This is a genomic window from Ligilactobacillus aviarius, from assembly GCF_001654615.1.
Classification (GTDB): Bacteria; Bacillota; Bacilli; order Lactobacillales; family Lactobacillaceae; genus Ligilactobacillus; species Ligilactobacillus aviarius_B.
In genome coordinates this window covers 13,879-40,126 of the sequence record NZ_LWUD01000046.1, presented here as the reverse complement: position 1 = coordinate 40,126, position 26,248 = coordinate 13,879, and the positions used below count along the sequence as shown (strand labels likewise).

Annotated in this window: 26 protein-coding genes and 1 other RNA gene; 19 read left to right on the top strand and 8 right to left on the bottom strand. The window is 41.5% G+C overall.

The window, feature by feature from the left end:
- The first annotated feature begins 59 nt into the window (after positions 1 to 59).
- Positions 60 to 2,642 carry a bifunctional lysylphosphatidylglycerol flippase/synthetase MprF gene (gene mprF, locus A3O17_RS06270; RefSeq protein WP_064208447.1) on the top strand — a complete coding sequence of 861 codons (2,583 nt, stop codon included), beginning with the start codon at positions 60 to 62 and terminating at the stop codon, positions 2,640 to 2,642.
- 112 nt (positions 2,643 to 2,754) lie between these two features.
- Complete coding sequence (locus A3O17_RS06265) at positions 2,755 to 3,291, top strand: phenolic acid decarboxylase (RefSeq protein WP_064208448.1); 537 nt, start codon at positions 2,755 to 2,757, stop codon at positions 3,289 to 3,291.
- 52 nt (positions 3,292 to 3,343) lie between these two features.
- Here the strand turns inward: A3O17_RS06265 and A3O17_RS06260 are convergent, their stop codons facing one another.
- The 5 genes from A3O17_RS06260 to nrdH are packed head-to-tail and all read right to left on the bottom strand — an operon-like array spanning position 3,344 to position 7,682.
- Positions 3,344 to 3,754 carry a hypothetical protein gene (locus A3O17_RS06260; RefSeq protein ID WP_064208449.1) on the bottom strand — a complete coding sequence of 137 codons (411 nt, stop codon included), beginning with the start codon at positions 3,752 to 3,754 and terminating at the stop codon, positions 3,344 to 3,346.
- Positions 3,755 to 3,770: 16 nt separating this feature from the next.
- The gene (gene nrdF, locus A3O17_RS06255) at positions 3,771 to 4,754 is read right to left on the bottom strand and encodes a class 1b ribonucleoside-diphosphate reductase subunit beta (protein WP_057826778.1); all 984 of its coding nucleotides are present in this window, start codon (positions 4,752 to 4,754) and stop codon (positions 3,771 to 3,773) included.
- A gap of 19 nt (positions 4,755 to 4,773) precedes the next feature.
- Positions 4,774 to 5,214, bottom strand: a complete 441-nt coding sequence (nrdI, locus tag A3O17_RS06250) for a class Ib ribonucleoside-diphosphate reductase assembly flavoprotein NrdI (protein ID WP_064208450.1) — start codon at positions 5,212 to 5,214, stop codon at positions 4,774 to 4,776.
- Between the two features lie 33 nt (positions 5,215 to 5,247).
- A complete protein-coding gene (gene nrdE, locus A3O17_RS06245) occupies positions 5,248 to 7,422 on the bottom strand; it encodes a class 1b ribonucleoside-diphosphate reductase subunit alpha (protein WP_064208451.1) in 2,175 nt (724 codons plus the stop codon).
- 26 nt (positions 7,423 to 7,448) lie between these two features.
- Positions 7,449 to 7,682: a glutaredoxin-like protein NrdH gene (nrdH, locus tag A3O17_RS06240; RefSeq protein WP_057826775.1), complete on the bottom strand. Its 234-nt coding sequence runs from the start codon at positions 7,680 to 7,682 to the stop codon at positions 7,449 to 7,451.
- Between the two features lie 194 nt (positions 7,683 to 7,876).
- On the opposite strand from nrdH, the gene A3O17_RS06235 reads away from it, so the two are divergent.
- The 6 genes from A3O17_RS06235 (at position 7,877) to A3O17_RS06210 (ending at position 11,787) form a co-directional block, all read left to right on the top strand.
- Positions 7,877 to 8,494 (top strand): class I SAM-dependent methyltransferase, encoded by a 618-nt coding sequence (locus A3O17_RS06235; protein ID WP_064208452.1) that lies wholly within the window; start codon positions 7,877 to 7,879, stop codon positions 8,492 to 8,494.
- 1 nt (position 8,495) lies between these two features.
- Positions 8,496 to 8,957 (top strand): nucleoside deaminase, encoded by a 462-nt coding sequence (locus A3O17_RS06230; RefSeq protein WP_064208453.1) that lies wholly within the window; start codon positions 8,496 to 8,498, stop codon positions 8,955 to 8,957.
- 46 nt (positions 8,958 to 9,003) lie between these two features.
- Positions 9,004 to 9,103, top strand: an RNA gene (gene ffs / locus A3O17_RS06225) — signal recognition particle sRNA small type.
- A gap of 63 nt (positions 9,104 to 9,166) precedes the next feature.
- On the top strand, positions 9,167 to 10,918 hold the full coding sequence (gene dnaX, locus A3O17_RS06220) for a DNA polymerase III subunit gamma/tau (protein ID WP_064208454.1): 1,752 nt from the start codon (positions 9,167 to 9,169) through the stop codon (positions 10,916 to 10,918).
- A 12-nt stretch (positions 10,919 to 10,930) separates the two neighbouring features.
- Positions 10,931 to 11,530, top strand: a complete 600-nt coding sequence (recR, locus tag A3O17_RS06215; protein WP_064208455.1) for a recombination mediator RecR — start codon at positions 10,931 to 10,933, stop codon at positions 11,528 to 11,530.
- On the top strand, positions 11,530 to 11,787 hold the full coding sequence (locus tag A3O17_RS06210; protein ID WP_057826770.1) for a YaaL family protein: 258 nt from the start codon (positions 11,530 to 11,532) through the stop codon (positions 11,785 to 11,787). Before recR ends, A3O17_RS06210 begins: the two co-directional genes overlap by 1 nt.
- Before the next feature lie 33 nt (positions 11,788 to 11,820).
- Here the strand turns inward: A3O17_RS06210 and A3O17_RS06205 are convergent, their stop codons facing one another.
- Entirely contained in the window at positions 11,821 to 12,207 is a 387-nt protein-coding gene (locus A3O17_RS06205) for an iron-sulfur cluster biosynthesis family protein (protein WP_064208456.1), read from the bottom strand.
- Between the two features lie 364 nt (positions 12,208 to 12,571).
- Between A3O17_RS06205 and A3O17_RS06200 the strand changes: the two genes are divergently transcribed.
- The 11 genes from A3O17_RS06200 (at position 12,572) to A3O17_RS06150 (ending at position 23,386) form a co-directional block, all read left to right on the top strand.
- On the top strand, positions 12,572 to 15,547 hold the full coding sequence (locus A3O17_RS06200; RefSeq protein WP_064208457.1) for an SEC10/PgrA surface exclusion domain-containing protein: 2,976 nt from the start codon (positions 12,572 to 12,574) through the stop codon (positions 15,545 to 15,547).
- Between the two features lie 186 nt (positions 15,548 to 15,733).
- On the top strand, positions 15,734 to 16,381 hold the full coding sequence (gene tmk / locus A3O17_RS06195) for a dTMP kinase (protein WP_064208475.1): 648 nt from the start codon (positions 15,734 to 15,736) through the stop codon (positions 16,379 to 16,381).
- A complete protein-coding gene (locus A3O17_RS06190) occupies positions 16,378 to 16,710 on the top strand; it encodes a cyclic-di-AMP receptor (RefSeq protein ID WP_064208458.1) in 333 nt (110 codons plus the stop codon). Before tmk ends, A3O17_RS06190 begins: the two co-directional genes overlap by 4 nt.
- Positions 16,711 to 16,725: 15 nt before the next feature.
- Positions 16,726 to 17,724, top strand: a complete 999-nt coding sequence (gene holB / locus A3O17_RS06185) for a DNA polymerase III subunit delta' (protein WP_064208459.1) — start codon at positions 16,726 to 16,728, stop codon at positions 17,722 to 17,724.
- 12 nt (positions 17,725 to 17,736) lie between these two features.
- On the top strand, positions 17,737 to 18,099 hold the full coding sequence (locus A3O17_RS06180; RefSeq protein ID WP_057906573.1) for an initiation-control protein YabA: 363 nt from the start codon (positions 17,737 to 17,739) through the stop codon (positions 18,097 to 18,099).
- On the top strand, positions 18,077 to 18,961 hold the full coding sequence (rsmI, locus tag A3O17_RS06175) for a 16S rRNA (cytidine(1402)-2'-O)-methyltransferase (RefSeq protein WP_064208460.1): 885 nt from the start codon (positions 18,077 to 18,079) through the stop codon (positions 18,959 to 18,961). Before A3O17_RS06180 ends, rsmI begins: the two co-directional genes overlap by 23 nt.
- A gap of 25 nt (positions 18,962 to 18,986) precedes the next feature.
- Positions 18,987 to 19,733 (top strand): acyl-[acyl-carrier-protein] thioesterase, encoded by a 747-nt coding sequence (locus A3O17_RS06170; RefSeq protein ID WP_064208461.1) that lies wholly within the window; start codon positions 18,987 to 18,989, stop codon positions 19,731 to 19,733.
- A 70-nt stretch (positions 19,734 to 19,803) separates the two neighbouring features.
- The gene (gene tsaB, locus A3O17_RS06165) at positions 19,804 to 20,535 is read left to right on the top strand and encodes a tRNA (adenosine(37)-N6)-threonylcarbamoyltransferase complex dimerization subunit type 1 TsaB (protein WP_064208462.1); all 732 of its coding nucleotides are present in this window, start codon (positions 19,804 to 19,806) and stop codon (positions 20,533 to 20,535) included.
- Positions 20,510 to 21,079: a ribosomal protein S18-alanine N-acetyltransferase gene (gene rimI, locus A3O17_RS06160; protein WP_081255655.1), complete on the top strand. Its 570-nt coding sequence runs from the start codon at positions 20,510 to 20,512 to the stop codon at positions 21,077 to 21,079. Before tsaB ends, rimI begins: the two co-directional genes overlap by 26 nt.
- A 2-nt stretch (positions 21,080 to 21,081) precedes the next feature.
- On the top strand, positions 21,082 to 22,107 hold the full coding sequence (gene tsaD, locus A3O17_RS06155; protein ID WP_404802649.1) for a tRNA (adenosine(37)-N6)-threonylcarbamoyltransferase complex transferase subunit TsaD: 1,026 nt from the start codon (positions 21,082 to 21,084) through the stop codon (positions 22,105 to 22,107).
- A 94-nt stretch (positions 22,108 to 22,201) separates the two neighbouring features.
- Positions 22,202 to 23,386: a CynX/NimT family MFS transporter gene (locus A3O17_RS06150; protein WP_064208464.1), complete on the top strand. Its 1,185-nt coding sequence runs from the start codon at positions 22,202 to 22,204 to the stop codon at positions 23,384 to 23,386.
- 34 nt (positions 23,387 to 23,420) lie between these two features.
- Here A3O17_RS06150 and A3O17_RS06145 read toward each other — a convergent pair whose 3' ends face one another.
- Positions 23,421 to 25,376, bottom strand: coding sequence for an ABC transporter ATP-binding protein (locus A3O17_RS06145; protein ID WP_064208465.1), 1,956 nt, complete (start codon positions 25,374 to 25,376; stop codon positions 23,421 to 23,423).
- Between the two features lie 56 nt (positions 25,377 to 25,432).
- Positions 25,433 to 26,068: a CPBP family intramembrane glutamic endopeptidase gene (locus tag A3O17_RS06140; protein WP_064208466.1), complete on the bottom strand. Its 636-nt coding sequence runs from the start codon at positions 26,066 to 26,068 to the stop codon at positions 25,433 to 25,435.
- Positions 26,069 to 26,248: the final 180 nt, after the last annotated feature.

The following is a 26,248-nucleotide window of genomic DNA, read 5'->3' as shown; positions in this document are numbered from 1 at the left end:
TTTTTAAGGAAAATCATCGTGAGATGATTACAAAACATATATTACGAGGAGGAGCGATAATGCGAAAAGCATTTACGCGAGTAAAAGATTTTTATGAAAAACATGCCACGTTGTTGAAAATGGTTTTCATCCTTTCAGTATTACTGTTTGTTTTTACTGAAATCGGAAGAATTTTTCATCAATTAAATTGGCATCAAGTTGGCGAAGCCCTTTCAGATCAATCGCCTGTTGTCATTATCGCAATGTTGGTTTGCGGTTTGATTGCGGTCTTGCCAATGTTGATTTATGACTTTGTCATTGTTAAGTTTTTACCGGGTGATTTTTCAACCGGGTATATTGCGCGCAGCGGGTGGGTAACAAATACGTTTACCAACGTTGCGGGCTTTGGCGGTTTGCTTGGAGCGACGTTGCGGGCAAACTTTTATAAGGATGGAGCAAGTAAAAAGGAAATTTTATATGCGATTTCCAAAATTGCATTGTTCCTGTTAGCCGGGCTTTCAATTTTCTGTTGGATCTCATTGGTAATGATGTTTGCCATTCCATCAGAAGCAATTTTCCATAAGTATTCGATTTGGCTGCTAGCCGGCGGATTATACTTTCCAGTTTTATTCTTTGTTACGAAATTCAAAGATAATGAATTTTTCAAGGATCTAACGTGGAAACGTGAATTTGCGTTGATCATTGGGTCAACGGTTGAATGGGGCTGTGCGGCCTTATTCTTCCTTGTGATCGGTGCCTTGATGGGAATTCACATCAAGTTGATCGATGTTGTCCCGTTGTACATCATTGCTGAAATCTTAGGAATTATTTCAATGGTTCCTGGTGGTTTGGGTTCCTTTGATGTGTTCATGATTTTGGAACTGACCCATTTAGGGGTTTCAAGTGAATTAGCGGTTGTTTGGATTCTCTTCTTCCGGTTGTTCTACTATATTGTTCCGTTTATTATCGGGGGCGTTTTCTTCGTCCATGATATGGGTCATCAAATCAATGAAAACTTTGATGGGATCCCGCAATCAGTTATTCAAAAGGTTGCCCATGGGTTGGTAACGTTGTTTATGTACTTTTCTGGAATCTTCATGTTACTTGAATCTGCGTTGCCGAACTTTACCTTCTCAAATTCAATTTTGATGAAGTTTATGCCGTATACGTTCTTCTTCCTGAATCAGATGACGAATATTTTGTTTGCGTTCTTGCTGTTGGGAATGGCGCGGGCAATTCAACTTAAGCAACGCAAAGCCTATGTTCCAACGTTGATTATTTTAGCAATTGGGGTTGTGAATACGTTGTGGAAAGAATACACCCCGACCCTGGCAATTTTCTTGGTCTTTGTAATGATTTGCATTGTGCTTTCACGCAAAGAGTTATACCGGGAAAAGATGCAATTTTCATTTGAAAGTACGGTCTTAAGCATGTTGATGTTCGGGGGAGCTTTCTTGCTCTACATGTTAGTCGGAATCTTAAACCGGCCGCATCAACATCACCATCACCGGATCCCAGCTGGCTTGATTTTCCCTGATCAGCAAGTTTGGCTGTACGGACTAGTTGGAATGATTATTGCCGGCTTGATTTTGTTAGTCATGATGAATTACTTTACAAAGGGGAAAGATCCGTTTAATCAGATGGAATTCCCTGAAGAGCGCATCAAGGCGATCATTGATCAATACGGCGGGAATGAAGTTAGTCATCTTGCTTACTTAAAGGATAAGTTTATTTACATTTTCCAAAAAGATAATGAAGATCAGCTTTACCTGATGTACCAGATCAAAGCTGATAAAATTATCATTATGGGTGAACCAGTCGGAAATCAGCGGTATTTGAAGGACGCGGTGCGGGAATTAGTTTCACTATCGGATAAATATGGTTATCAGTTAGTATTTTACGAAATTAATTCGAAGTTAACGATGATCCTTCACGAGTTTGGATTCGACTTTATCAAGACCGGAGAAGAAGGTTACGTTGAACTTGATAAGTTTACGCTGAGCGGAAAGAAACAACGGGCACAACGGGCTTTAATGAACAAGTTCGAACGCGAAGGCTACGAGTTTTCAATGGTTGAACCGCCGTTTAGTGAAGAATTAATGGCCGAATTAAAGGAAGTTTCTGATAGTTGGCTTGGCAGCCGGAACGAAAAGGGCTTCTCCCTTGGATTCTTTGATGAAAGCTATATTCAACGCGCACCGGTTGCAATTGTTCGCGATAAGGACGGAAAATTAGTATCATTTGCGACCTTAATGCCAATGGAAAAGGACACGTTGTCGATTGATTTGATGCGGCATCGAAGCGATGCGCCATCAGGAATCATGGATAAGGTCTTCATCGAGCTTTTCAAGTACGGCCAGGAGAATGGCTATAAGTACTTCGACCTTGGAATGGCACCGTTATCTAACGTTGGGGACTCAAAGTACAGTTTTATTGAAGAGCGGATTGCCCACTTTATTTATGAATATGGCTACAAGTTATATGGTTTCCAAGGATTAAAGTCATTTAAGAACAAATATGCGAATGAATGGCATTCAAAATATACGACTTACCGGAAACGGAGCTCAATTGCAATTACGATGTTGCAATTGGTAATGGTTGTTAACAAGAAACGGAAACCAGAGAAGTTTACGGTCTTGGCACCGAAGTTCTTGCAACAATAATTATGAAAGAGAAGCATTGTGCATGCAGTGCTTCTTTTTTGGTTTTAAAAAGTATTTTAAAACTTGATATAATATTTGTGTCGATAACGACATAAGATGAAGGAGGAGCAAAATGGAAAGACAATTTAAAACCCTTGATGATTTTTTAGGAACTCATTTTATTTATACATATGACAATGGTTGGGAATATGAATGGTATGCCAAAAATGATCACACAGTTGATTATCGGATTCATGGGGGAATGGTTGCTGGTCGTTGGGTTAAAGACCAAGAAGCTGATATTGTAATGTTGACTGAAGGCGTTTATAAGATCACTTGGACTGAACCAACTGGAACAGATGTGGCGCTTGACTTTATGCCAAACGAAAAGAAAATGCATGGAACAATTTTCTTCCCCAAATGGGTTGAAGAACATCCGGAAATCACGGTTACTTTCCAAAATGAACACATTGATGTAATGGAAGAAGCCCGGGAAAAATATGAGACTTATCCAAAATTATTAGTTCCTGAATTTGCAACGATTACTTACATGGGTGATGCAGGTCAAAATAATGAGGATGTGATTGCCGAAGCTCCGTATAAAGGAATGACAGATGATATTCGGGCTGGAAAGTATTATGATTCAAACTATAAACGGATTAAAAAATAAAAGATAATTAAAAAGCGTTAATTAAGAAGTCTTCCTAATTAACGTTTTTATTTTACTTAATAAACGGTTCTTCGACGTCCTCGACTTTGACCCGAGCAAGTTGAACAGCAAGAAAATCATTGACTTTAAGCCATTTTGAGAGTTGAGTTGCGTTTTGATCATTTGCTTGTTCATCCTTGGCAACGACAAGCGGGTCAAGTTGTTGAATTGCATGGGCAATTTGCGGGTAATGATCAATTATAAAATCACGAATTTGTTGATCGCCCTTAAGTTTAAACTGGACGCCGGTATACCACAGATGATCTTTGAGAATCTGTTTTGCCGTGTTTTGAATGAAACATTCATTTTGATTCTCGTTTGAAAGATCGATGTACAGGTGATCAATCTCGATCAGTCCTGAACTGGCATTTTCCTTTTTAAACCGCATGATATTATGAAACGTTGTAACTTCCTTTGATTGCATAAAATATTCCTCGCTTTTATTTTTCAGGGTCATCATTTGCCCATTTTTCGTAGTCTTCATTGGTCATGGCTTCAACTTCCCCAAGACGATAGCCATTGCCGACCTGAGAGAAGAAATCGTGGTTCGATGTGGTTGTTGAAATTCCGTTAATGACGGTTGGTTCAACGTCTTCGGCTGTGTCAGGGAAGAGCGGATCTTGACCGAGGTTCATTAACGCTTTATTTGCGTTATACCGGACAAAGGTTAATACGTCTTCCGTCCAGCCAACTGGATCATAAAGAAGGTGGGTGTATTTTTCTTCGTTTTCGTAAAGTTTCATCAAGAAGTCATACAACCAGTCCTTCATTTGTTGCTGTTCATTTTCGCCACGTTCCTTTAATCCAAGTTGGAACTTGTAGCCAATGTATGTTCCGTGAACAGATTCATCCCGTAAAATCAATTTGATGATTTCAGCGGTGTTGGGTAATTGGTTGTGGCCCAAGTAATAAAGGGGAGTATAGAATCCCGAGTAGAAAAGACAAGTTTCAAGGAAAACATTCGCAACCTTTTGCTTCAACGGATCTTCAGCCGTATCGTTATAAATATCGCTGATCCATTTGGCTTTGTTTTGAAGAAATTCTTCAGAATCACTCCATTGGAAGATTTCGTCAATTTCGTCCGGAGTATTCAACGTTGAAAAAATCGTTGAGTAGCTTTTGGCATGCACTGATTCCATGAATTGAATGTTATTTAAAACCGCTGTTTCATGTTGTGTGCGAACATGCCGTCTTAATGATGCCATTCCGTCTTGGGATTGAACGGTATCAAGCAGGGTCAAGCCACCAAAAACATGACCAACAAGGTACTTGTGATCGTCATCAAGTTGGTGCCAATCCTTCAAGTCGTTTGAAACCGGAATCCGGGTATCAAGCCAAAACTGTTCCGTTAATTTTTCCCACGTTGCTTTATCAATTGCGTCATCGATTTTATTCCAGTTGATTGCTTTGTAATTATTGCTCATCAGAAATTTCCTCACTTTCCTATGCTAAAACGTCAAGCATTGTTTGGTAGATCCGTTCCACATCGCGACTAGTTCCCCGAAGTTCATATGTATCGAGAAACGGAACGTTGAATTGTTGGGCGTACCGGCGAGCAGTCAAACAGAACTGCTGGTTAAAATTCCGGTTTCCTGAACCAATAACTCCTAAACAGTGAGCGGCATTATCGCCGTAATCAATGTATTCCCCTAAAGCATTGGTCATTAATTCCTTAACGCCGTTATCAATTCCGTTGCCGCCATCAAGGTAGGTTGGAACGAAAACAAAATAATCTTCAGTTTCGTCATCAAACGGATCGGCTTCACTGATCTCCTTTGCGTTGATCGTGTCGTCCGGTCGATGAGCTTCAGCATAGTCTTTTAACTTTTCAATAAATGCCCGTGTGTTGCCTTCAATTGAGGTAAATAAAATGTTGATTTTCATAAAATAAATTCCTTTCTTCCCCTAAAAAGAATGTTAGATTGAACAGCTTTCACATTCATTCACACTGAATGCTTCTGAGCCATCGTCAGTATATGTTCTGACGTAGTATAAACTCTTGATTCCCTTATGCCATGCGTAATTCCGGATGATCGATAGGTCGCGGGTCGTCATTTTATCCGTGCGACCGTCTTTCCATGGGTACAGGCCTTCAGCAATCGTTGACTTGAAGTACAAGGTAATTGAGATTGACTGGTCAACGTGCTCTTGAGCTGCAGCGTAGACATCGATCATCTTCCGCATATCTAAGTCATACGCAGACTTGTAATACGGCATTGTATCGGTTGAAAGGTAAGCAGCTGGGTAGTAGACCTTTCCGATTTTACCTTCTTGCCGTTCTTCGACCTTTTGAATGATTGGTTGAAGGGAAGCGGTTGTGTTGCCAACGTATGAAATGGAGCCGGTTGGAGCAACCGCCATCCGGTAAGCGTTGTACAAGCCGTCACGCATGACGTTTTCTTTTAACTTAGCCCAGTCTTCCTTAGTTGGAATAAAGATGCCGGCGAATAATTCCTTAACGCGATCGCTTGTTGGACCCCAATCTTGGTTAATGTACTTGTCAAAGTATGAACCGTCAGCATATGAACTCTTTTCAAATTCAAAGAATGTTTCTTGCCGTTCCTTAGCGATCTTATTTGAAGCAACCAATGTCCAGTAATTTAATAACATGAAGTAAACATTGGTGAATTCAATTGATTCCGGTGAACCGTATTGAATGTGGTTCTTGGCTAAGAAGGCGTGCAGGCCCATTGCCCCTAATCCAACTGAGTGGCTTAACTTGTTGCCTTCATAAATCGACGGGACGACCTTGGCGTTTCCTTGATCAGAAACGAATGTTAATGCCCGCATCATGGTTTCAACGGACTTGCCGAAATCAGGTGAAGCCATCAAGTTGACGATGTTGGTCGATCCTAAGTTACAACTGATGTCTGATCCGAGAACTTCATATTCTTGAAGGTCGTTGATCTTTGATGGCCGTTGAATTTGGGCAATTTCTGAGCAAAGGTTGCTCATGATGATTTTACCGTCAACGGGGTTAGCCCGGTTCATGGTATCGATGTTGACGATGTACGGGTAGCCGGATTCTTGTTGAAGCTTACTGATTTCTTCTTCAAGCTCCCGGGCCTTGATCTTCTTTTTATGGATCTTCGGATTATCGACTAAGTTGTCATATTCCTTGGTAATGTCAACGTATGAGAACGGAACGCCGTATTCCTTTTCAACATCGTATGGTTCAAATAAGTACATATCAGCGTCTTGTTGAGCTAATTCATAAAACTTATCGGGAACAATTACCCCAAGGGAGAGGGTCTTCATCCGAACTTTTTCATCGGCATTTTCGCGTTTAGTTGCTAAAAATTCGATGATGTCGGGGTGGAAGACGCTTAAGTAAACCACGCCGGCCCCTTGACGTTGGCCGAGTTGGTTTGAGTAAGAAAAACTGTCTTCTAAAAGTTTCATTACCGGAACAACTCCCGAAGCCGCGTTTTCGATTCCTTTAATTGGAGCCCCAGCACCGCGGAGATTGTTCAACGTAATTCCAACGCCGCCACCGATTTTTGAAAGCTGCAATGCCGAGTTAATGCACCGACCGATCGAATTCATATCATCAGTTGGTTGAAGCAAGAAACAGGATACGAATTCTCCCCGGCGTTTCCGCCCGACATTCAAGAACGTTGGGGTTGCGGGTTGGTATCGTTGATGGATCAATTCATCTGCAAGCCGCATTGCAAGGTCTTCATCGCCGTTTGCCATGTAAAGGGCGTTCATTGCAATTTTATCTTCGTAAGTTTCAAGGTAATAATTGCCATCGTTTGTTTTTAAAGCATATTGATTGAAGAATTTGTAAGCTGCCATGAATGATTGGAATTCAAAATGTTGGTCTTCAAGGTAGGCATACAGTTTTTTGATAAATTCAAAATCGTACTTTTCAACAAATTCTTTTTCGATGTAGTCATTTTCGATGAGAAATTTAAAACGTTCCTCTAATGAAGAGAAGCGTTTCGTGTTCGGTTCAACATTCTCTTTAAGGAAGGCTTGTAAAGCTTCCTTATCTTTTTCCAATGGAATTTTATTATTTACGGGAATGTTGATCTGGTTGTTTAAGTCATAGTAGGTTACATTGCTGATATCGATGTCTTTAATTCCCAAGATGATCGCCTGCTTTCTGTGAGGGTTTAGTTAGCAGCAACAAGTTCCTTTAATTGGTCTGGCCGGAAGCCGTTAATGATCGGTTCTGAATTGTTTTCAAGGACGGGAACACTTTGAAATCCTTTTTCTTTTAAGTAATCAACGTATTCAGGTTCTTCTGAAATGTTGTGTTCTTCAAAGGTAATATTATTTTGTTCTAAGAAGCGTTTGGTCATTTTGCATTGGATGCAGTTGTTTTTTGTATATAAAACTAAATTCATCTGGATGTCCCTCTTTCCGTTAATTTCGTGTACGTGATGTAAGTATACACTTTTGAGAAAATAATACAATATGTAGTTGTTTAACAATTTGATAAGCATATATATGGTGGATATTCAAGAATCGCGTCATCAAAGGGTTTGCTTTTAATTTTAAAAATTCGTATCATAAAAACAAAGAGAAAGGACGGAAAATTTTGACAAATTATTACTATTCAGAACACCCAGATGTTGAGCATCAGGAACGACGGTGGAATTTTAATTTATTAGGAAATGAATTTCATTTTGTGACTGATAATGGAGTTTTTTCAAAACGTACGGTTGATTTTGGTTCCCGCACCCTGTTGGACGCACTGGAAGCAACGGGAATGTTTGAAAATCTTCAGGGAACGGTCCTTGATGTCGGTTGTGGATATGGTCCGATTGGATTGGCGCTTGCAAAACGTTATCCGCAATTAACGGTTGAAATGGTCGATGTCAACCATCTGGCACTTGATCTTGCTAAGGAAAATGCGACATTAAATGAAATCAACAATGTGGATATTTTTGCATCGGATGTTTATGCCCAGGTGGATAAAAAAGATTATCAGGCAATCGTTTCGAATCCGCCGATTCGCGCGGGCAAGAAAATCGTTCATCAAATTCTTGAGGGCGCATTTGATCATCTTCAAGCTGGGGGAACCCTGACGGTCGTGATTCAAAAGAAGCAGGGCGCCCCGTCTGCGAAAAAGAAAATGGAAGAAGTTTTTGGTAACTGCCAAATGATTGCTCGGAATAAGGGATACCAAATCTTGCAAAGTCAAAAGGAATCATAAAATGGAAGAAAAGCACGCGCAATTTATGCAGGCTGCCCTGCATGAAGCACAGCAAGCAGCTACAATTGGGGAGATCCCGATTGGCTGTGTAATTGTGAAGGACGATCAAATTATTGGTCGCGGATTTAATTACCGTGAGCACTCCAAATTGGCAACGGACCATGCGGAGATCCGGGCAATTCAAATGGCCAATCAGGCGCTTCAAAGTTGGCGGCTTGAAGACTGTACGTTATATGTTACCTTAGAGCCATGCCCAATGTGTACGGGAGCGATTTTAAACGCCCGGATTCCGGAAGTTTATTATGCCGCGGCAGACGAAAAGGCGGGAATGGCTGGAACACTTGATAACCTATTGAATGATCCGCGGTTGAATCATCAAGCAATTATCCACAAGGGATTATTGCAGGAACAAAGTTTGAAACTTTTGAAGTCGTTTTTTGCACAGGCCCGAAAAAAATCATAAAAAAGACTGGAATTTTTAGTGGAGTTACGGTATCATATTAATTGCCGTAAGGCCTTAAGACAATATCGTCTTAACGAATCGTGTCAGGTCCGGAAGGAAGCAGCACTAAGTTCTGTTCGGTATGTGTCTTAAGTTGATATGAATTTGAACTCTCGGTCTTAGGGATCGGGAGATTTTTTTTAGAAATTTATTGATAGGAGGAACCTTTCATGGCATATCAAGCTTTGTATCGAACATGGCGGCCGCAACGTTTTGAAGATGTTGTGGGACAGGAAATGATCACTAAGACTCTTCGCAATGCAGTGATGACGAATCAAACGTCCCATGCATATTTGTTTACTGGTCCCCGGGGAACCGGAAAAACGTCAACAGCGAAGATCTTTGCCAAGGCGATTAACTGTCACCATCAGGAAAACGGCGAACCATGCAACGAATGCGAGATTTGTAAGGCCATCACGAACGGCAGTTTGAATGATGTGCTTGAAATTGATGCGGCCTCAAACAACGGGGTCGAAGAGATCCGTGATATCCGTGATAAGGTTAAATATGCTCCAACTCAGGCCGACTATAAGGTCTACATCATTGATGAAGTTCACATGTTATCCACGGGTGCATTTAATGCCTTGTTGAAAACTCTTGAAGAACCACCGGCCAATGTTGTGTTTATTTTGGCAACCACGGAACCGCACAAGATTCCGGCAACGATCATTTCACGAACGCAACGGTTTGACTTTAAGCGCATTACTTCAGCAACGATCCTAAAACGGATGGAATACATCTTAAATCAAAAGGATATCCAGTATGAAGATGCGGCGTTAAAGGTGATTGCCAAGGCTGCAGAAGGCGGAATGCGGGATGCGTTAAGCATTCTTGATCAGGTTATTTCGTTTGGTGAAAATAACGTTACGCTGGAGAATGCATTGCTGGTAACGGGCAGCGTGACGAAAATGGATCTTTTAAATTATTTACAGGCGGTTGTGGATCAAAAGACGCCGGAAGCATTGGAAATGATCCACAAATTGGTTCAAGACGGCAAGGATGCTTCCCGAATTGTGGAAGACTTAGTTGAATATTGCCGGGATTTATTACTTTATCAACAATCCCCAGCAATGCTTGAGGAAACGGAACTTGGAATGCTGGATGAAGATTTCAAGAAGTTTGCGCAGGAAATTGAACCGGAAACTGTTTATCAAATGATCAACATCTTGAATAAACAGCAGGAAAACATGCGGTATACGTCGCACCCAACGGTTTATCTGGAAGTTTTGACGGTTAAGCTGAGTCAGCTTAAAAATCAACCGCAAGTTTCTCAAGCCAATGCCCAACCGGCAATCAGTGCGGACCAAGCCCAGATCGACCGGTTGATGAATCGGATCCAACAGCTTCAAGATCAAATCAACAGTTTGCAGCAGACCCAACCACAAGCAGCCCGGCCTGTTCGGCGACAAGTGGTTTCAACGAACCAGACAAAGGTCAAAGAAGTTAAGGTCAACTACGAAAAGGTTAATGAAGTTTTGGGGAACGCTACCCGGGCAGATTTGAATCGGTTCCAGCAAGTTTGGGGCGATCTAGTCAATATGCTGACGGTTCCGCAACGGGCGATTATGAGTGTCAGCAGACCGGTGGCAGCAAGTTCGGAAGGTGTCGTGATTGGATTTGAGTACCCGTACCTTTGCCAAAAAGCCATTGATGACCGTGAACTTCAGGATGCACTGACGAACGGCTTAAGCCGGCTTGTGGATCAAGATTTAAGTTTACTTTTCTTGCCAAATGAACAGTGGCTGAAGATTCGGAAAGATTACCTTGCAAAGCGAAAAGTGGGAAAGACAAATGCTCAACCGACAGCCGCAGCAGAAAACAACGCGGCTGATCCGCAAGGCGAAGAACCGGCTCAACCACCGATCGTTGCGGAGGCCCAGAAATTATTTGGAAAAGAAGCAGTTCAAGTTAAAGAAGATTAGTGAGGTGATTAAATGCAATATCCAGAACCAATTGCAAAATTGATCGATAGTTACACGAAGTTGCCGGGAATTGGCAGCAAAACGGCGACCCGGCTTGCATTTTTCACCCTTGATATGGATGAAAAAGATGTGGAAAACTTTGCTAAGGCTCTTGTTTCAGCAAAGAAAGACCTGCATTTCTGCAGCATTTGCGGCAACATTACTGAAAGCGATCCGTGCGTGATCTGTGCAGATAAATCACGGGATCAAAGTCAGGTAATTGTTGTGGAACAGCCGAAAGACGTGATGTCGCTTGAAAAGATGCGGGAATATCATGGCTTGTACCACGTTTTGCATGGCGTTTTATCACCAATCGAAGGGAAAGGCCCGGAAGATATCAACATTACGGGTTTGATCAAGCGCCTGCAGCAAAATGACCAAATCAAAGAAGTGATTTTGGCAACCAACGCTACTCCGGAAGGGGAGGCAACCGCAACGTACATTGCGCGGTTGATCAAACCGGCTGGAGTAAAGGTTACCCGACTTGCTCACGGTTTAGCGGTCGGCAGCGACATAGAATATGCAGATGAAATGACCTTATTTAAGGCGATTGAAGGGCGGACGGAACTGTAATGTTTGGATTTGGAAGAAAAAAACGCAATCAAGAAACATTAAAGAAACAATATGATCGGAAATTATTAGCTGATATTGAATTGGCCAAGGATGAATTCAATAACATCCGGCATAACGACGATTTGTTAGCGACCATGTCAACGGAAGAGTTGTTGGCAAGTGAGCAAATTGCCCGGGCGAAGTTTGAATTCCTTTTCCGGGAAGCAAAACACCGGAAAGTAAAGGCTAAAATTCAAGAATCAGTGATTGTGCGCTAAAAATAGGCTTGCGATGAACGCAGGCCTATTTTTTTATAAATGATATCGATTATCATTTTCCTGATCACGATAATCTAAAATTTTCAAGTTTGCAGTAATGATTCCGCGATATTGACCGTGTAAGGATAGTTGCTGGTCACGAGGATTTAATTTGATCGTCATTTCGTCATCCATGAACATCTTAGTGTAATCCTTATAATAGAAGTTTCCGATAGAGGTGGATAAATGCTGGTTGTATTCATGAAAATCACAATCTTTGTGGACAATTAGAATTCGAAATGCCTGGTTCAAGGTGCACTCGGTTTTTCCTTCTGCTAAAAAGCCGTTGCCGTCACCGTAATCTAGCAGGCCAATTGAAGTTGGATCATCAAATAACGGTGCTAACTTTGATGCCGCTTCAGGGGTAAGCGATAATTTCATTGTAAAGACTCCTTTCATTATTAGTATAGCTTACTTTAGATTAGGAGAAATCAAAGATGCATTTGAGATGAATGAAATTTTTATTAAAAAAATTTAAATCATCATCATGGGTGAAAATGTTGCTTTGATGCTTTTAGTGGCTAAATTCAACAAATAAGATAAAACTGGTAATTAAGCTTGATTATTCGAAAACGATTATCATTCAGGAAATGATTTTGATGTTTTAAGAAACAACATAAATTGTTAAAGTGATGATTTAAATAGCTTAAAAAGACGAATATAAGGCGAAAAAACATTGATTTAATAGGACTAACTTAGTAAAATCTTAGTGAAAATATTAAATTTTTAAGAAAAGGTGTTATTTATGGATAAGAAGAAAATTCTTACAACCGTTGCTGTGGGGGCAGCAACATTAGCTGCAGGTGCAGCAAGCGTTCATGCAGATACAGTTAAGGTCACAAAACAACAAGTCGGTGATGAAACTAAAATCACAACAACGACAACTAAGACCGAAGCAACGCAACAACAAATCAACAAGACAAAATCAGAAATTTCAAGTCAACAATCAGTTGTTAACCAAGACAAGGCCAAGATGAACAGTGCCCAATCAAAGGTTAATCAAGATTCAGCCAACACTGCCAAGGCTCAAAGCGCGGTTAACCAAAAGAAGGTTGACTTAACAAGTGCCCAAAAAGCCGTTGCGGATGCCAAGAAGAATCAACCAACAGCAAGTGAAATTCAAAACAATCAAAATGCACAAAAAGTAGCCCAAAGCAAAGTAAACGCTGATAAGAGTGCGGTTTCAAGCCAACAATCAGTTGTTGATCAAGCTAAGAGCAGTCAAGCAAATGCTCAAAGCGCATACGACCAAGCTCAAAGCAAGGTTAGCGAAGCTCAAGCCAAGAATGCAAGTGCGCAAAAAAAGGTTGCTGATGATGAAAATACCATCAACAACGGTCAACAAACAATTAAGGCTGACCAAGACCGAATCAATAGTCAACAAACAGTTGTTAACAATGATCAACAAAAGGTTAACGAAGATCAAAATAAGATCAACCAAACAAGTGCTAATCTTCAAAACGACAATAAGAAGTTAGCTAATGATCAAAGTACTTTGAATAATGATCAACAAACATTGACCAACGATCAAAATGCAGCAAATGCAACGCAAAAGAAGTTTGATGATGTTAAGAGCCAAATGGGTGATAATGTTGTAAATACAATTAATGTTCCTGCTGGCTATACGACAGCACTTATCAACCAGGGAACAAAATCAGATGCAGCTGCTCAGGAAGTTCAACAACAAACAATTAAAGGAATGGTTGCAAGTTATAAGCATAATCCAGTGGCTGAAAAGCAAGTTGTAAATGCAAATAATTTGAATAATCTTCCTTCGAATTATCAAACTGAACTAAATAATTTTATTCTAGGAATCGTTAACTCAGTTCGAAAACAGATGGGATTATCACCATTAACTGTTACAGATGGTTCGATGAAGTTTGCTCAAGATGTAGCCGCAAATTATGGAAATAATAATTGGAATATTGAAAAGGATGTTTATCCAGACTATTTTGGACAGCCTACAAATCATGATATTCCTGCAATTCGAAAGGCACAAAGCCAGGATGGAATGAGAAAAGATTCAACTTCTGAAAATGTTAATAGCTCCATTTTTGGTAACGACCCTTCTAATAAAGGTATGATAATGACTGATCCCCAATCATGGAGTGATAAATATAATAGTTTTATGTATTCTGAAAAGTTCTTATCAAGTGATTCACCATTAACGATGGATGATCTTGAAGAAAACGCATACTACGCTGTTATGTCAATGTTATTTGCAGATAAAAATAGTAGATTTGGACACGCTGTAAACTTAACAGAATCAAATGGGGATATTGGTGTTGCATATGATAGTTTAGGTCAACTTCACTTTGAATTTTATAATTCAAATAACAATGGAAATCTTGACAATACTCCAATTGCAACTTCATCAAATGATTCATCAGCCCTCCAAAAACAAGCTGATGATCTCCAAAACCAATTAACCCAACAACAAGACAAGGTTAAGGCAGACCAAGATAAAGTCAACGCTGACAAGCAAGCAGTTGCTAACGATCAAAACCAAATCAATCAAGACACACCAACTGCTTTGGAAAATCAATTGAAGAACGACCAATCATTGTTGCAAAACGACAAGAATGTATTGTCAAATTACCAATACAGTTTGCAACACGATCAACAAGCAATTGCAAATGCTCAAAAGAGTTTAGTTCAAGACAAGTCAGTTGCTGAAGAAACTGAAAATGACTTAACATCTGCCCAAAAGAACGCTGCAGACGCTAAGAAGAACTTGGATAACGCTAATACAGCATTAACAAATGCTCAAAACAAGTTGAACGACTTGAACAAGAAATTAGCAAAAGACGAAGCTCAATTAGCTAACTTGCAAAAGCAAGCTGCTGATTACCAAAAGGATCAATCAGCTTTGAAGGATGCAGAAAGCAAGCTTGCTCAAGCTGAAAAAGACTACGCTAGCGCAGTTAAGGCCTTGAACGATGCTCAAAAGCAAGAAAATAAGGATCGCGATGCCCTTGCTCAAGATCAAAAGAATTATGACAATGCATTGCAAGAATTGAACAAGCTTGAAACTGAATTGAAGAATGAAGAAAAGACGATTACCACAACTTCAGTTCAATGGATCAAGAACCAACACCCATCAACAACTGCTGATATGGGTAACACGGTTCCATTACACCCATCAACCAAGCCAAGTTCAACAACGAACACAAACAAGAACAATGTCTCAAAGGCACCGGCTGTAAACAAGAATCAATCAACTCAACCAGCAGGTAACCAAGCCCCAGCAGCTAAACCTGCAACTTCAGTTAAGAATGATTCAACATCAACCGTAACAACAACGGTTAAACCAGCAGCTTCTGCCAAGGATACAGCTAAGAAGACTCAAGCGGTTAAGAATCAAACTGTTAAGGCTTCAAACAACGTTGAAAACAAGAAGAGCGAACCAGCATACGTTTCAACAACCGTAATGCCTGCAAAGAATGCAGCTGTTAAGGAAAACAACGCCAATGCGGTTTACGCAGCTAACGTTGAAGTTGTGAAGAATGCTGAAAAGGAAGCAAACAACGACGTGATCACATTCACAACGGAAGCTCCAGTTGTTAAAGAAACTGCTGCTGAACCAGCTGCTAAGAAGAACGCAATGCCGCAAACAGGTGAAAATGCAAACGCCAAGACAACTCTTTGGGGTGAAATTTCACTTGCTGCTGCCGGAATCTTATCTGCGCTTGGATTAGCTGACCGGAAACGGCGGAACTAATTAGAGAATCAGGAAGATATTTTAGGATAATTGTTAGGGGAAAACACCTTGCAAGTGAAAACTTGCAGGGTGTTTTTGTGTGCTTTTTGATTGGAAAAAATAAAAAGACAATTTAACAAATCTATTGGAGAATTCTTCCAAATTAAAGTACAATTAAAGTATTAATATTGAAGAGAGTTGTTGGCATTGAGTGGAAAGTTTATTACATTTGAAGGGCTTGACGGGTCAGGAAAAACGACCGTCATTCGAAATGTAATTAAAGCCTTTGAACAGTCGCCGGACGCGGACCGCTTTATGTATAGTCGCGAGCCTGGCGGCAATCGGATTGCGGAGGCAATTCGGAAGATTATTTTGAGCGAAGAATATGCCGAAATGGATGCCCGGACGGAAGCGCTGTTGTTTGCAGCGGCGCGGCGGCAACACCTGGTTGAAAATGTTCTGCCAGCTTTAAAAGCAGGCAAAATCATCATGAGTGACCGTTTTGTAGATAGTTCGCTGGTATATCAGGGAGCCGGGCGTGAAATCGGAATGGATGCCGTCGCAAAGATCAATGAGTTTGCGACGAACGGGTTGACGCCGGACCTGACGTTGTATTTTGAAATCGACCCGGAAGTCGGGTTAGATCGAATCCAAAATAACCGGCAGGATGAAGTTAACCGGCTTGATAAAGATCAGCTTGATTTTTATCGCCGGGTCCATCAGGGATATTTGAAACTTGCTCAGGATAATCCGCAACGCATAAAGGTTATTGATGCCAGTCAGTCAATTGAGAAGGTAACTGACGATGTGCTTGCAATTTTGAAACAATTTTTAAAGGTTAAGGAGCACGAATGAAATTAGTAATCGCAATTGTTCAAGATAAAGATAGCGATCAATTAAGCAACCAGTTCATCGAGCATGACGTGCGGGCGACGAAACTTGCATCGAGCGGCAGCTTTTTGCGATCCGGAAACTCAACTTTTTTGATTGGGATTGACGATCAGCGGGTCGATGAGGTGCTCGAAATTATAAAGCATGTCTCGAAGAAACGGCGGAAGTTTATTACGCCGCCAGTTGGAGTCGACACGCACGTTGAAGGGGTGCATAATAATTATCCGCGCCAAGTCAGCATTGGCGGTGCAACGGTTTTTGTCCTCGATGTTGCTCAATTTGAACAGTATTGATTTGATGGAGGAATCATGGAGCAGGAGATCACAGCAATTCAACCACAATTAACGCAGCATTTTGCGAAATTGATAAATGAAAATCGCCTTGCGCACGCGTATTTATTAAGCGGAGCATCTGGAACGGGAAAGCTTAGTCTTGCAGTTTGGATCGCTCAGGGAATTTTCTGTAATCAGCGCAACGCGGATGGAACGCCGTGTTTAAAATGCTCGGAATGCCGGCGGATTGCTGCAAACGAACATCCTGACGTGGTGCGAATCATTCCTGAAGGACGGTCAATCAAGGTCGATCAAGTCCGGTACTTAAAATCGGAGTTTTCTAAAAGTGGGTTGGAAGGTAACCGGAAAGTTTTTATCATTCAGGATGTTGAAAAGATGACGACGAGTGCAGCCAATAGCTTGCTGAAATTCATCGAGGAACCGAATGGCAGCATTACGGCGTTTCTTCTTTCAAGTCATGCTAATCAGATTTTACCGACAATCGTTTCACGGTGTCAGGTCGTTGAAATGGCGAGCTTAAACCGGGAAAACCAATTGAAAAAGCTCATGGATGCTGGAATCGACAAGGCGGTTGCATCTGTTTTGGTGAACTTAAACGCTGATTTTGATGAGCTGGTCGCGTTAGGAACCGATGAACAGTTTCAGAAATTGCTTGCCGAAGTTGTAAACTGGATGAAGGCAATTTTAGCGGATGATTGGCGGGCATTTGTTTATGTTCAGACGCGGTTGATGCCGCTGGTTGATGAACGGCCTGCTCAGGAACGGCTTTTAGAATTGATGGTCATGATTTGCCGGGATTTGATTTTATTACGGTATCATCAAGATGCTGAAGTTGCATTTATCACCGAAAAGAAGATGCTTGCTCAGGCGGCTGTGCAGATTCCTGCTTCCCAGCTGACCAAGGGCGTTGAATTGGTGATGAATTGCTGGAATCAACTGGCAGTTAACGTTTCATATCAAAATGTATTAGAAGGATTAACATTGCGGTTATGCCGCTGCTACCACAAAAGATAGGATATGATAGGAATGGATAAAGGAGAATTATACGATAGTTTTGAAACGATGGAAGCTCAAGCAAATGAAATGGCAGCGACCCTTTCATTGATGCGGAACCAAATGACGCAGATCATTGAAAAGAATAACCAGCTTGAAGTTGAAAATACGCATTTGCGCGAGCGGCTTGCTGAACTTGAAAATAATAAGAAAACAAAGAAAAACAGCGGTCTTTCCCGGTCGCGGCAAAACTTGGAAAACCTTTATCATGAAGGATTCCATGTATGTACCCAATATTTTGGTTCGCGCCGGACAGATGATGAATGTATTTTTTGCCAGGATATAATTTACGGAGAAAAGTGGAGAGAAATCGATGGCGATTCAAAAGGTAAGTAGTTTTCAAAATGTCGATCCGCAGGTTGGAGCGTTGTATTTAGTTCCAACCCCGATCGGAAATTTAAACGATATGACGCCCCGCGCGGTTGAAACGTTAAAGCAGGCAGATTTTATCGCCGCTGAAGATACGCGGAATACCCAGAAATTGTTAAATCACTTTGATATCCACACAAAACAGATCAGTTTTCACAAGTTTAATACCCAGGAACGAATTCCTGAATTGATTGCGATGCTGAAAGATGGCAAAAATATTGCCCAGGTCAGTGATGCGGGAATGCCGTCGATCAGTGATCCGGGACATGAATTAGTTGAAGCGTGCGCAACCGAAGGAATCCGAGTGATTGCGCTTCCCGGCCCTAGTGCGTCATTGACAGCTTTGATCGCCTCTGGTCTTGTTCCTCAACCATTCTTATTCTACGGCTTTTTACCGCGGAAAAAGACGGAACAGGTGGCGGCTCTTGAAAAGTTGAATTCGCAAACGGTAACGATGATTTTCTATGAAGCCCCGCACCGCTTGAATAAAACGTTGAAAAACTTGATGGCCGTTTTTGGCGAAGGACGGAAAATCGTTTTGTGCCGGGAACTGACAAAACGGTATGAAGAATATTTACGCGGAACACTTGCCGATGCGGTTGAATGGAGCGGGCAGGAAGAAGTTCGTGGCGAGTTTGTCTTGATCGTTGAGGGTAACGCACACCCGGAAGAAACCCAACCGGAAAAGGTTAGCGGGTCACTGAAAGATCAGGTTCAACAATTGATCGATGATCACCAAATGAAACCGAATGCCGCTATTAAGCAAGTTGCGAAGAACAACCATTTAAAGAAACAGGACGTTTATAACGAGTATCATGGGCTGAATTAAAAGTTAGTTTTAAGGAGTGGGCACTGTGCCAGGAAAAAAGTATACCGAAGAACATAAAGTTGTTTATTTTGAAACCAATGTGACTGGGCGGTTGAATATTGGAAATTTGGTTGACCTGTGCATGTTGGTTTCAACTGATCAAAGTTCGAATCTTGGAATCTCAACCGAAAAGCTTGATTCAATGGGGTATGGATGGATCGTAAGCCAAAATATTATTGATGTTAAACGGCTTCCGGTCGATCATGAAAAGATTAAGATCACGACCCAGGCTGAATCATATAACCGGTATTTCTGCTACCGGGACTTTATGATGGAAGATGAGCAGGGTGAAGAGATCGTTAAGATGCACACCGTTTTTTGCTTAATGGATAAGGAAAAGCGGAAGATTGCCCGAATCAAAGATGAAATCGTTGGTCCGTATGAAGGCGATTATACGACGAAGGTTGAACGCTTAGCAGTTCCACCGGTTTTGAAACCGGAAGAAGCAGAGATCACGAAGAAGTATCGTGTCCGCTTTATGGACATCGACAGCAACCAGCACGTAAATAACATTCACTACTTTGATTGGATGCTCGACACATTACCGGAAGAATTTTTGCGGACCCACGAAGTTAAACAGTTTAACATCGTTTATAAAAATGAAGTTCGGTCTGGTGAAGTCGTTGATAGTTTGACGCACTTTGATGAAGAACGGTTGGAATCGATCCATGAAATTCGGGTTGGTGATAAGGTTAGCTGTACCGCAAAGGTTGAATGGCAAGAATTGAAGTAGGCCGTGAAGGTTGTTATTCTTCATGTATGTGGTATTATGTTTATGATTTTAATTAATAAGGACGAAAAAAATGAAAATATTAGCAATTGATACGTCAAACCAGCCGCTAAGCGTCGCGGTTTTAGATGACGATCATCTTTTGGCAACCAAGACGATGAATATTTCACGCAATCACAGTACAACGTTAATGCCGGTCGTGGCTGAATTACTGGAAGACAGTCACTTAGATGTTGCAGCCATCGATCGGTTTGTTGTTGCTGAAGGCCCTGGATCATATACAGGACTTCGAATCGGAGTAACAACGGCGAAAGTGTTAGCTTCGACCCTTAACAAGGAACTTGTTGGGGTTTCAAGTTTAAAGACCGTTGCAGCTAACATCGCACCGGTGGCAGACCGGGTGATCGTTCCATATTTTGATGCCCGGAACCTGAATGTGTTTGCGGGAGCATACCAATGGAAAGATGGTCAATTAGTTAGTGTGATTGAAGATCAGCATATCAGTTTTAAGAACCTGCTTGCTCAACTTCAAGACTTGCACCAACCAATCATGTTTGTTGGTCCGCAAAAGGACGAGTTTGCTGAAATGAGTGTTCAAGTTTTAGGCTCTCAAGCAACGTTTGCATCAGCTGACTTTCAACTTCCGCAAGCTGCAGTTTTAGGCAGATTGGGAAGAACAATGGATCCGGTTGATATTGATTTCTTTGTTCCTCAATATCGGCGGTTAACTCAAGCTGAATTACAATGGATGGAAAAACACCCTGAGGAGAAGGATCGGCATGCCAACTATATTGAAAAAGTTTAAAGAGAAATTTGAACATTTGCTTTCGCCAGAAGCAGATGATAAGAAAATTGACTTTGAAAATCAAACCGTAACCCTTGATGATCAGGATTATCTTTTTTGTCGGGCGGTCGTTTCATCAATTCCGGAAATGTTGTCGGTTGAACGGGCGGTTTATAACGGGAAAACGCCAATTAACTACGCCGTGTTTGAAAAGCAGATTCAAGATGTTGCTAACCAGCTTGTGTTGTTAGTGCGTTTTGAGGACCGCGTGGTTGCGTATGTTGCCTGCAATTATGCGCACGGCGAAGCGCGCATCACGGATATTGCAATCGTTCCGCGGTTTCAACGGCGCGGAATTGCAACTAAAATGTTGAAGTTTGTGATTGCTGAAGCACAGAAATTGCAGTGTCGGCGGGTATCACTCGATGTTCGTCAAAGCAATCTCCAAGGTCAAAAGTTTTATGGCGATTTAGGATTTAAGAAAGAACGCATTAAGCATCATTATTTTAGCGACAATGATGAAAATGCATATGAATATGGATATTTACTTAAAGGTGAGAAGTAATCGTGGAAAAGCGGAATTTAATTTTATCATTTGAATCGAGTTGTGATGAGACCAGTGTTGCGGTGATTGAAAATGGCTGTAAAGTACTGGCCAATATTGTTGCGACTCAAATTAAAAGTCATCAACGGTTTGGCGGCGTGGTTCCTGAAGTTGCCAGCCGGCACCACATCGAAATTATTACAACCTGCATTAAAGATGCGCTTGAAGAAGCAGGAGTAACCTATGATGATGTGGATGCCGTTGCGGTAACATACGGTCCGGGACTTGTAGGATCGCTCTTGATTGGGGTAATGGCAGCCAAAGCCGTTGCATTTGCTCATCATTTACCACTGATTCCGGTTAACCATATGGCAGGTCATATTTATGCCGCCCGGTTTGTTGACGAAATTAAGTTTCCGGCCTTGGCATTGTTGGTTTCAGGCGGGCATACGGAACTGGTTTACTTACCACGGGAAAATGAATTTCAAATTATTGGTGAAACCCGAGATGATGCCGCCGGTGAAGCCTTTGATAAGGTCGGCCGGGTTCTTGGTATCAATTATCCTGCCGGCAAGGAAATCGATGAATTAGCTCATCAAGGAAAGGATACATTCCATTTTCCACGGGCAATGGAAAAGGAAGACAACTTTGATTTCAGTTTTAGCGGATTAAAGAGTGCCTTTATTAATACGGTCCATCACGCTGAGCAAGTTGGCGAAACGCTGGATAAAGCCGATTTGGCTTGCAGTTTTGAAGCCAGTGTGGTCGATGTTTTAGCTGCCAAGACTGTTCATGCGTTAAAGAAGTTCCCGGTCAAACAACTGATCCTTGCAGGCGGGGTTGCTGCCAACCAAGGGTTACGGGAACGGCTCGACCAAGAATTAAAAGCCTTCCCAGATGTCCAGCTATTAAAAGCGCCACTTAAATTATGCGGGGATAACGCCGCAATGATTGGCGCTGCAGGATACGTTGGATACAAGCATGGTGTCCGGGCTGGCCTTGATTTGAATGCTGATCCAAGTTTGGAATTTGACTGGATCGATGAATAAAATAAATAAGTAAGAGAGCCATATCTGACGGTGATGTTTTGTTAAACATTTGCTCGCAAGGGATATGGTTTTCTTTTTTAGAAAAGAGATTACGATGAAGAAGAGTTCAAAGTTTTTATTTTTCGGATTGATCATGATGGGATTGATTTTGCGGGTCCCATTTACGTCAATTCCACCAATTTTAACGGATATTGCCCGCGGGCTGCATATTAGTGTTAGTTCGTTGGGAATTTTAACAACGATTCCGTTGCTGATGTTTGCAATTTTCTCGCCGATCGCGCCCCGCATTGCCCAGAAGTTCGGAATTGCCCGGACATTTGCTGGGGTATTGATCTTATTGATGATTGGATCATTACTCCGAATCCTGAATGTTTCGTTCCTGTTTATCGGAACCGCCCTGATTGGAATTGGGATCGCAATGCTAAATGTTTTGATGCCGTCAGCGGTAATGACGTATTTTCCAAATAAAATCGGAAAATTGACAGCAATTTACACGACCGTAATGACCTGTGCTACCGCGTTAATGTCGGCATTGGCAGTTCCAATTACCCAGCATAGTTCATGGAAAATGGTGATCATCGTGTTGACCATTTTGTTAGCAATTACGTTTGTAATTTGGTTACCGAATATTAAACGCGAAAAGCAAGTTCAAGCGCAGACTTCAACGGATGAGCGGAAACAAGCAAAGCACCGTGAATCAGCATGGCGCACCCCGAAAGCATGGATCATGCTTGTATTTAGCGGGTTGCAATCCTTGCTGTTTTATACGGGGTTAACGTGGTTGCCAACAATGGCAACGGAAGCTGGACTTTCGCAAACCCTTGCTGGAAACTTGTCGGGAATTTATTCATTAATTGGAATTCCGCTTGCGCTTGTTTTGCCGGCAATTATTGAAGCCAGTTCGCTTCGCAAACGTCAGTTGCTGATGGGATTCTTTGATACCCTGGGAATCGTTGGGATCATAATGCTTTTCTGGCAACAATCATCCTTTACATATTGGTTGATTGTCAGTTTATTGATTGGATGTGCTGCCGGAGCTTTATTCCCATACTTAATGACGACCTTCTCATTAAAGGCAACTACTCCAGAACACAGTGCAGAATTATCTGGAATGAGCCAGTCAGGCGGTTATTTGATTGCTTCAGTTGGACCGTTTTTATTTGGATACGGCCACACGCTATTCCATTCATGGACGTTTGTAACGGCATGCTTCTTGGGATTAATTATTATCATGACGATCGCTAATCTTTTATTGGAACGCGAAGAAAAAATTTATTAAAAAAATCAGTGACTCCATCAAGTCACTGATTTTTTTAATTTTCAAATTCATCGAGTTCTAGTAATTTTTCTTCCCACTCATCTTCAGCAGCTGAAAGGTCAGTTGTTACTTTTTCAAGTTGCTTTTGCAGGTCCTGCATTTTGGCAACGTCATTAAAGACTTCCGGATCAGTCATTTGCTGTTCGATCGCTGCTTTTTGGTCTTCAAGGTCGCCAACTTGATTTTCAAGTTTATCAACTGTTCGGCGGAGCTTCCGTTCTTGCTTCTGCCGTTCCTTGCTTTGCTTATAGTTTTGCATTCCGGCAGACGGTTGCTTTGATTGTTCAGCTGAAGCGGTGTTTTCCTTTGCAGCCGCTGCTTGGGCAAGCATTTCTTGTTCCTGTTTCTTTTCAACGTAGTAGTCATAATTTCCAAGATAAAGGGTGCTTCCTTCTGGACTGATTTCAATCACTTCGGTGGCAACTTTATTAATAAAGTACCGGTCGTGGGAAACAAACAGAACCGTCCCGTTGAAATTCAACAATGCCTTTTCTAAGACTTCTTTACTTTCGATGTCTAAGTGGTTTGTTGGTTCATCAAGAATCAAGAAATTATCGTGCCGCATAGCGAGCTTCGTCAGCATCAAGCGCGCCTTTTCCCCTCCGGAAAGACTATGAACCATTTTTTGAACGGCGTCACCTTGGAAAAGAAAACTTCCTAAAATTGAACGAATATCTTTTTCTGGGGTTGTCGGGTGTTCATCCCAAATTTCGTTTAAAACCGTCTTATTTTCGTGAAGGTTTTGCTGCTCCTGATCATAGTATCCAGGGTGGACGTTGGTACCGAACCGGGCACTGCCTTTAATAAATGGAATTTGACCTAAAATACTCTTCAGAAGAGTTGATTTTCCAATTCCGTTTGGCCCGACAATGGCAAGGACCTTATGTTTCCGCAGTTCAAAGTTGATCGGTTCAGCAAGAATTTGCTGGTCATAACCAATGGCGCCGTCTTCAACTTGAAGAACGATGTCGCCGCTTTCCTGATCACTCGTAAATTCAAAGTGCGGGCCTTTTTCATAGCCTTCAGGGCGTTCAAGCCGGTCAATCTTATCAAGCTGCTTGCGTTTGCTTTGAGCCCGTTTAGTTGTTGAAGCCCGGACAATGTTTTTATTAACAAAGTCTTCAAGGTGGCTGATTTCGGCTTGTTGTTTTTCATACGCTTTCCATTGAGCCTTTAGTCGGGCATCTTTTTCCTTAATATACTGGCTGTAATTACCGGTATAGTGACTTGACTTATGGTGGCTGATTTCGTAAACCTCGTCAACGATCCGGTCTAAAAAGTACCGGTCGTGCGAAACAATCAGCAATGCGCCCGTATAATTTTGGATGTAACCTTCAAGCCAGGTAAGGGTGTCAATGTCCAAGTGGTTTGTTGGTTCGTCCAAGATCAAGAGGTCGCGCTTTTCAAGCAAGAGTTTGGCAAGGGCCAACCGGGTCTTTTGACCGCCGGAAAGCGAACTGACAGGGCGGTCAAAGTCAGTGTCTTCAAAGCCCAGTCCATGTAAAACGGCTTTGATTTCATTTTCATAGCCATAGCCATTCTGTTCTTTAAAGTCATGCATCAGCTGATCATAATTTTTCAAAAGCTGCTGGTAAGCTGTTGATTCAGAATCGGCATTGGGGTCAGCAATTTGACTTTCAAGCTGATGGATTTGATTTTCCATTTCAATTAATGGCTGGAAAACACTTTCCATTTCATCATAAATTTTTTGATCGGATTCTAAACCGGTGTTCTGGGCAAGATAGCCGATTGAAAGGCCTTTTTTCTTTACGATTTGGCCTTCACTCGGTTCCTGTTCACCGATAATCATTTTGATTAAGGTTGATTTTCCGGCACCGTTCCGGCCGACAAGGGCGATCCGGGAGTGGTCCTGAATATCAAGATTAACGTCTTCGAATAAAACATCCGCTCCAAAATGGCGTGCGACGTGTTGTGCTTGAAGAAGGAGCAAAATGTCACCTGCTTTCTAAAAAGTCCTGTTTCCTATTTTATCACGTCAAATTCTTTTTAGTGAATTCCCCATAAAAGAAGGGTAATTAAATTTAATCCCGCGTGGGCGATCATTGATGCCCGAATATCGTGCGCTTTATAATAGATGAATTCAAAAATACATCCCATAACAAAGTACGTAAGAAAATGACCATCATGGTGGGCAATCACAAAGAGAAAACTTGAAATGATTGCGGCGATCCATGGCTTAAAATAGTAAGTTAAGTTTCCAAAAAAGATTTTTCTGAAAATCAACTCTTCAACAATGGGGGTCGCAATCACGATATCAAGCAGGTAAATTGGCGAATGGTGAAAAACGGTAATCAAGGCATTCGTATTTTGCGAGATCAGTGATTGATGAAAAAGAACGTGGGCAAGCGTTAAGGTGACTGCCTGACCTAGAATGACCAGCAATGCGCCGCTTGATCCCCATAAAATAATTTTTTTAAGGCGAGATTGCTTTTCTTCAATGATATTTTGATAACTGTATTTTTGGTTCAGCTTCCAAATAATCAATGCCCCAAGCAGACCAATGACGGTTAAAACGGGGTAAAGCATCTGGGTTCCCCAGCAAAGTTTCTGCGCAAGCATTTGGGCGATCATTAAGGCGAGGTAGCCAATCAAAATTGAGAGTGAATTCTTCTCAATTGCCATGAGTTCAACTTCTTTCATTATTGTGAATTTACTTGTATTGTAGCATGTTTCAGCCATCATCAAAAATTAAATTAGCACTCTCAAGGTTCGAGTGATAAAAAATCCTTGCTTTTTAGAAACAAAGCGTATATAGTAATAATTGTAATCAGTTAGCACTTAGAACTATCGAGTGCTAAAAAA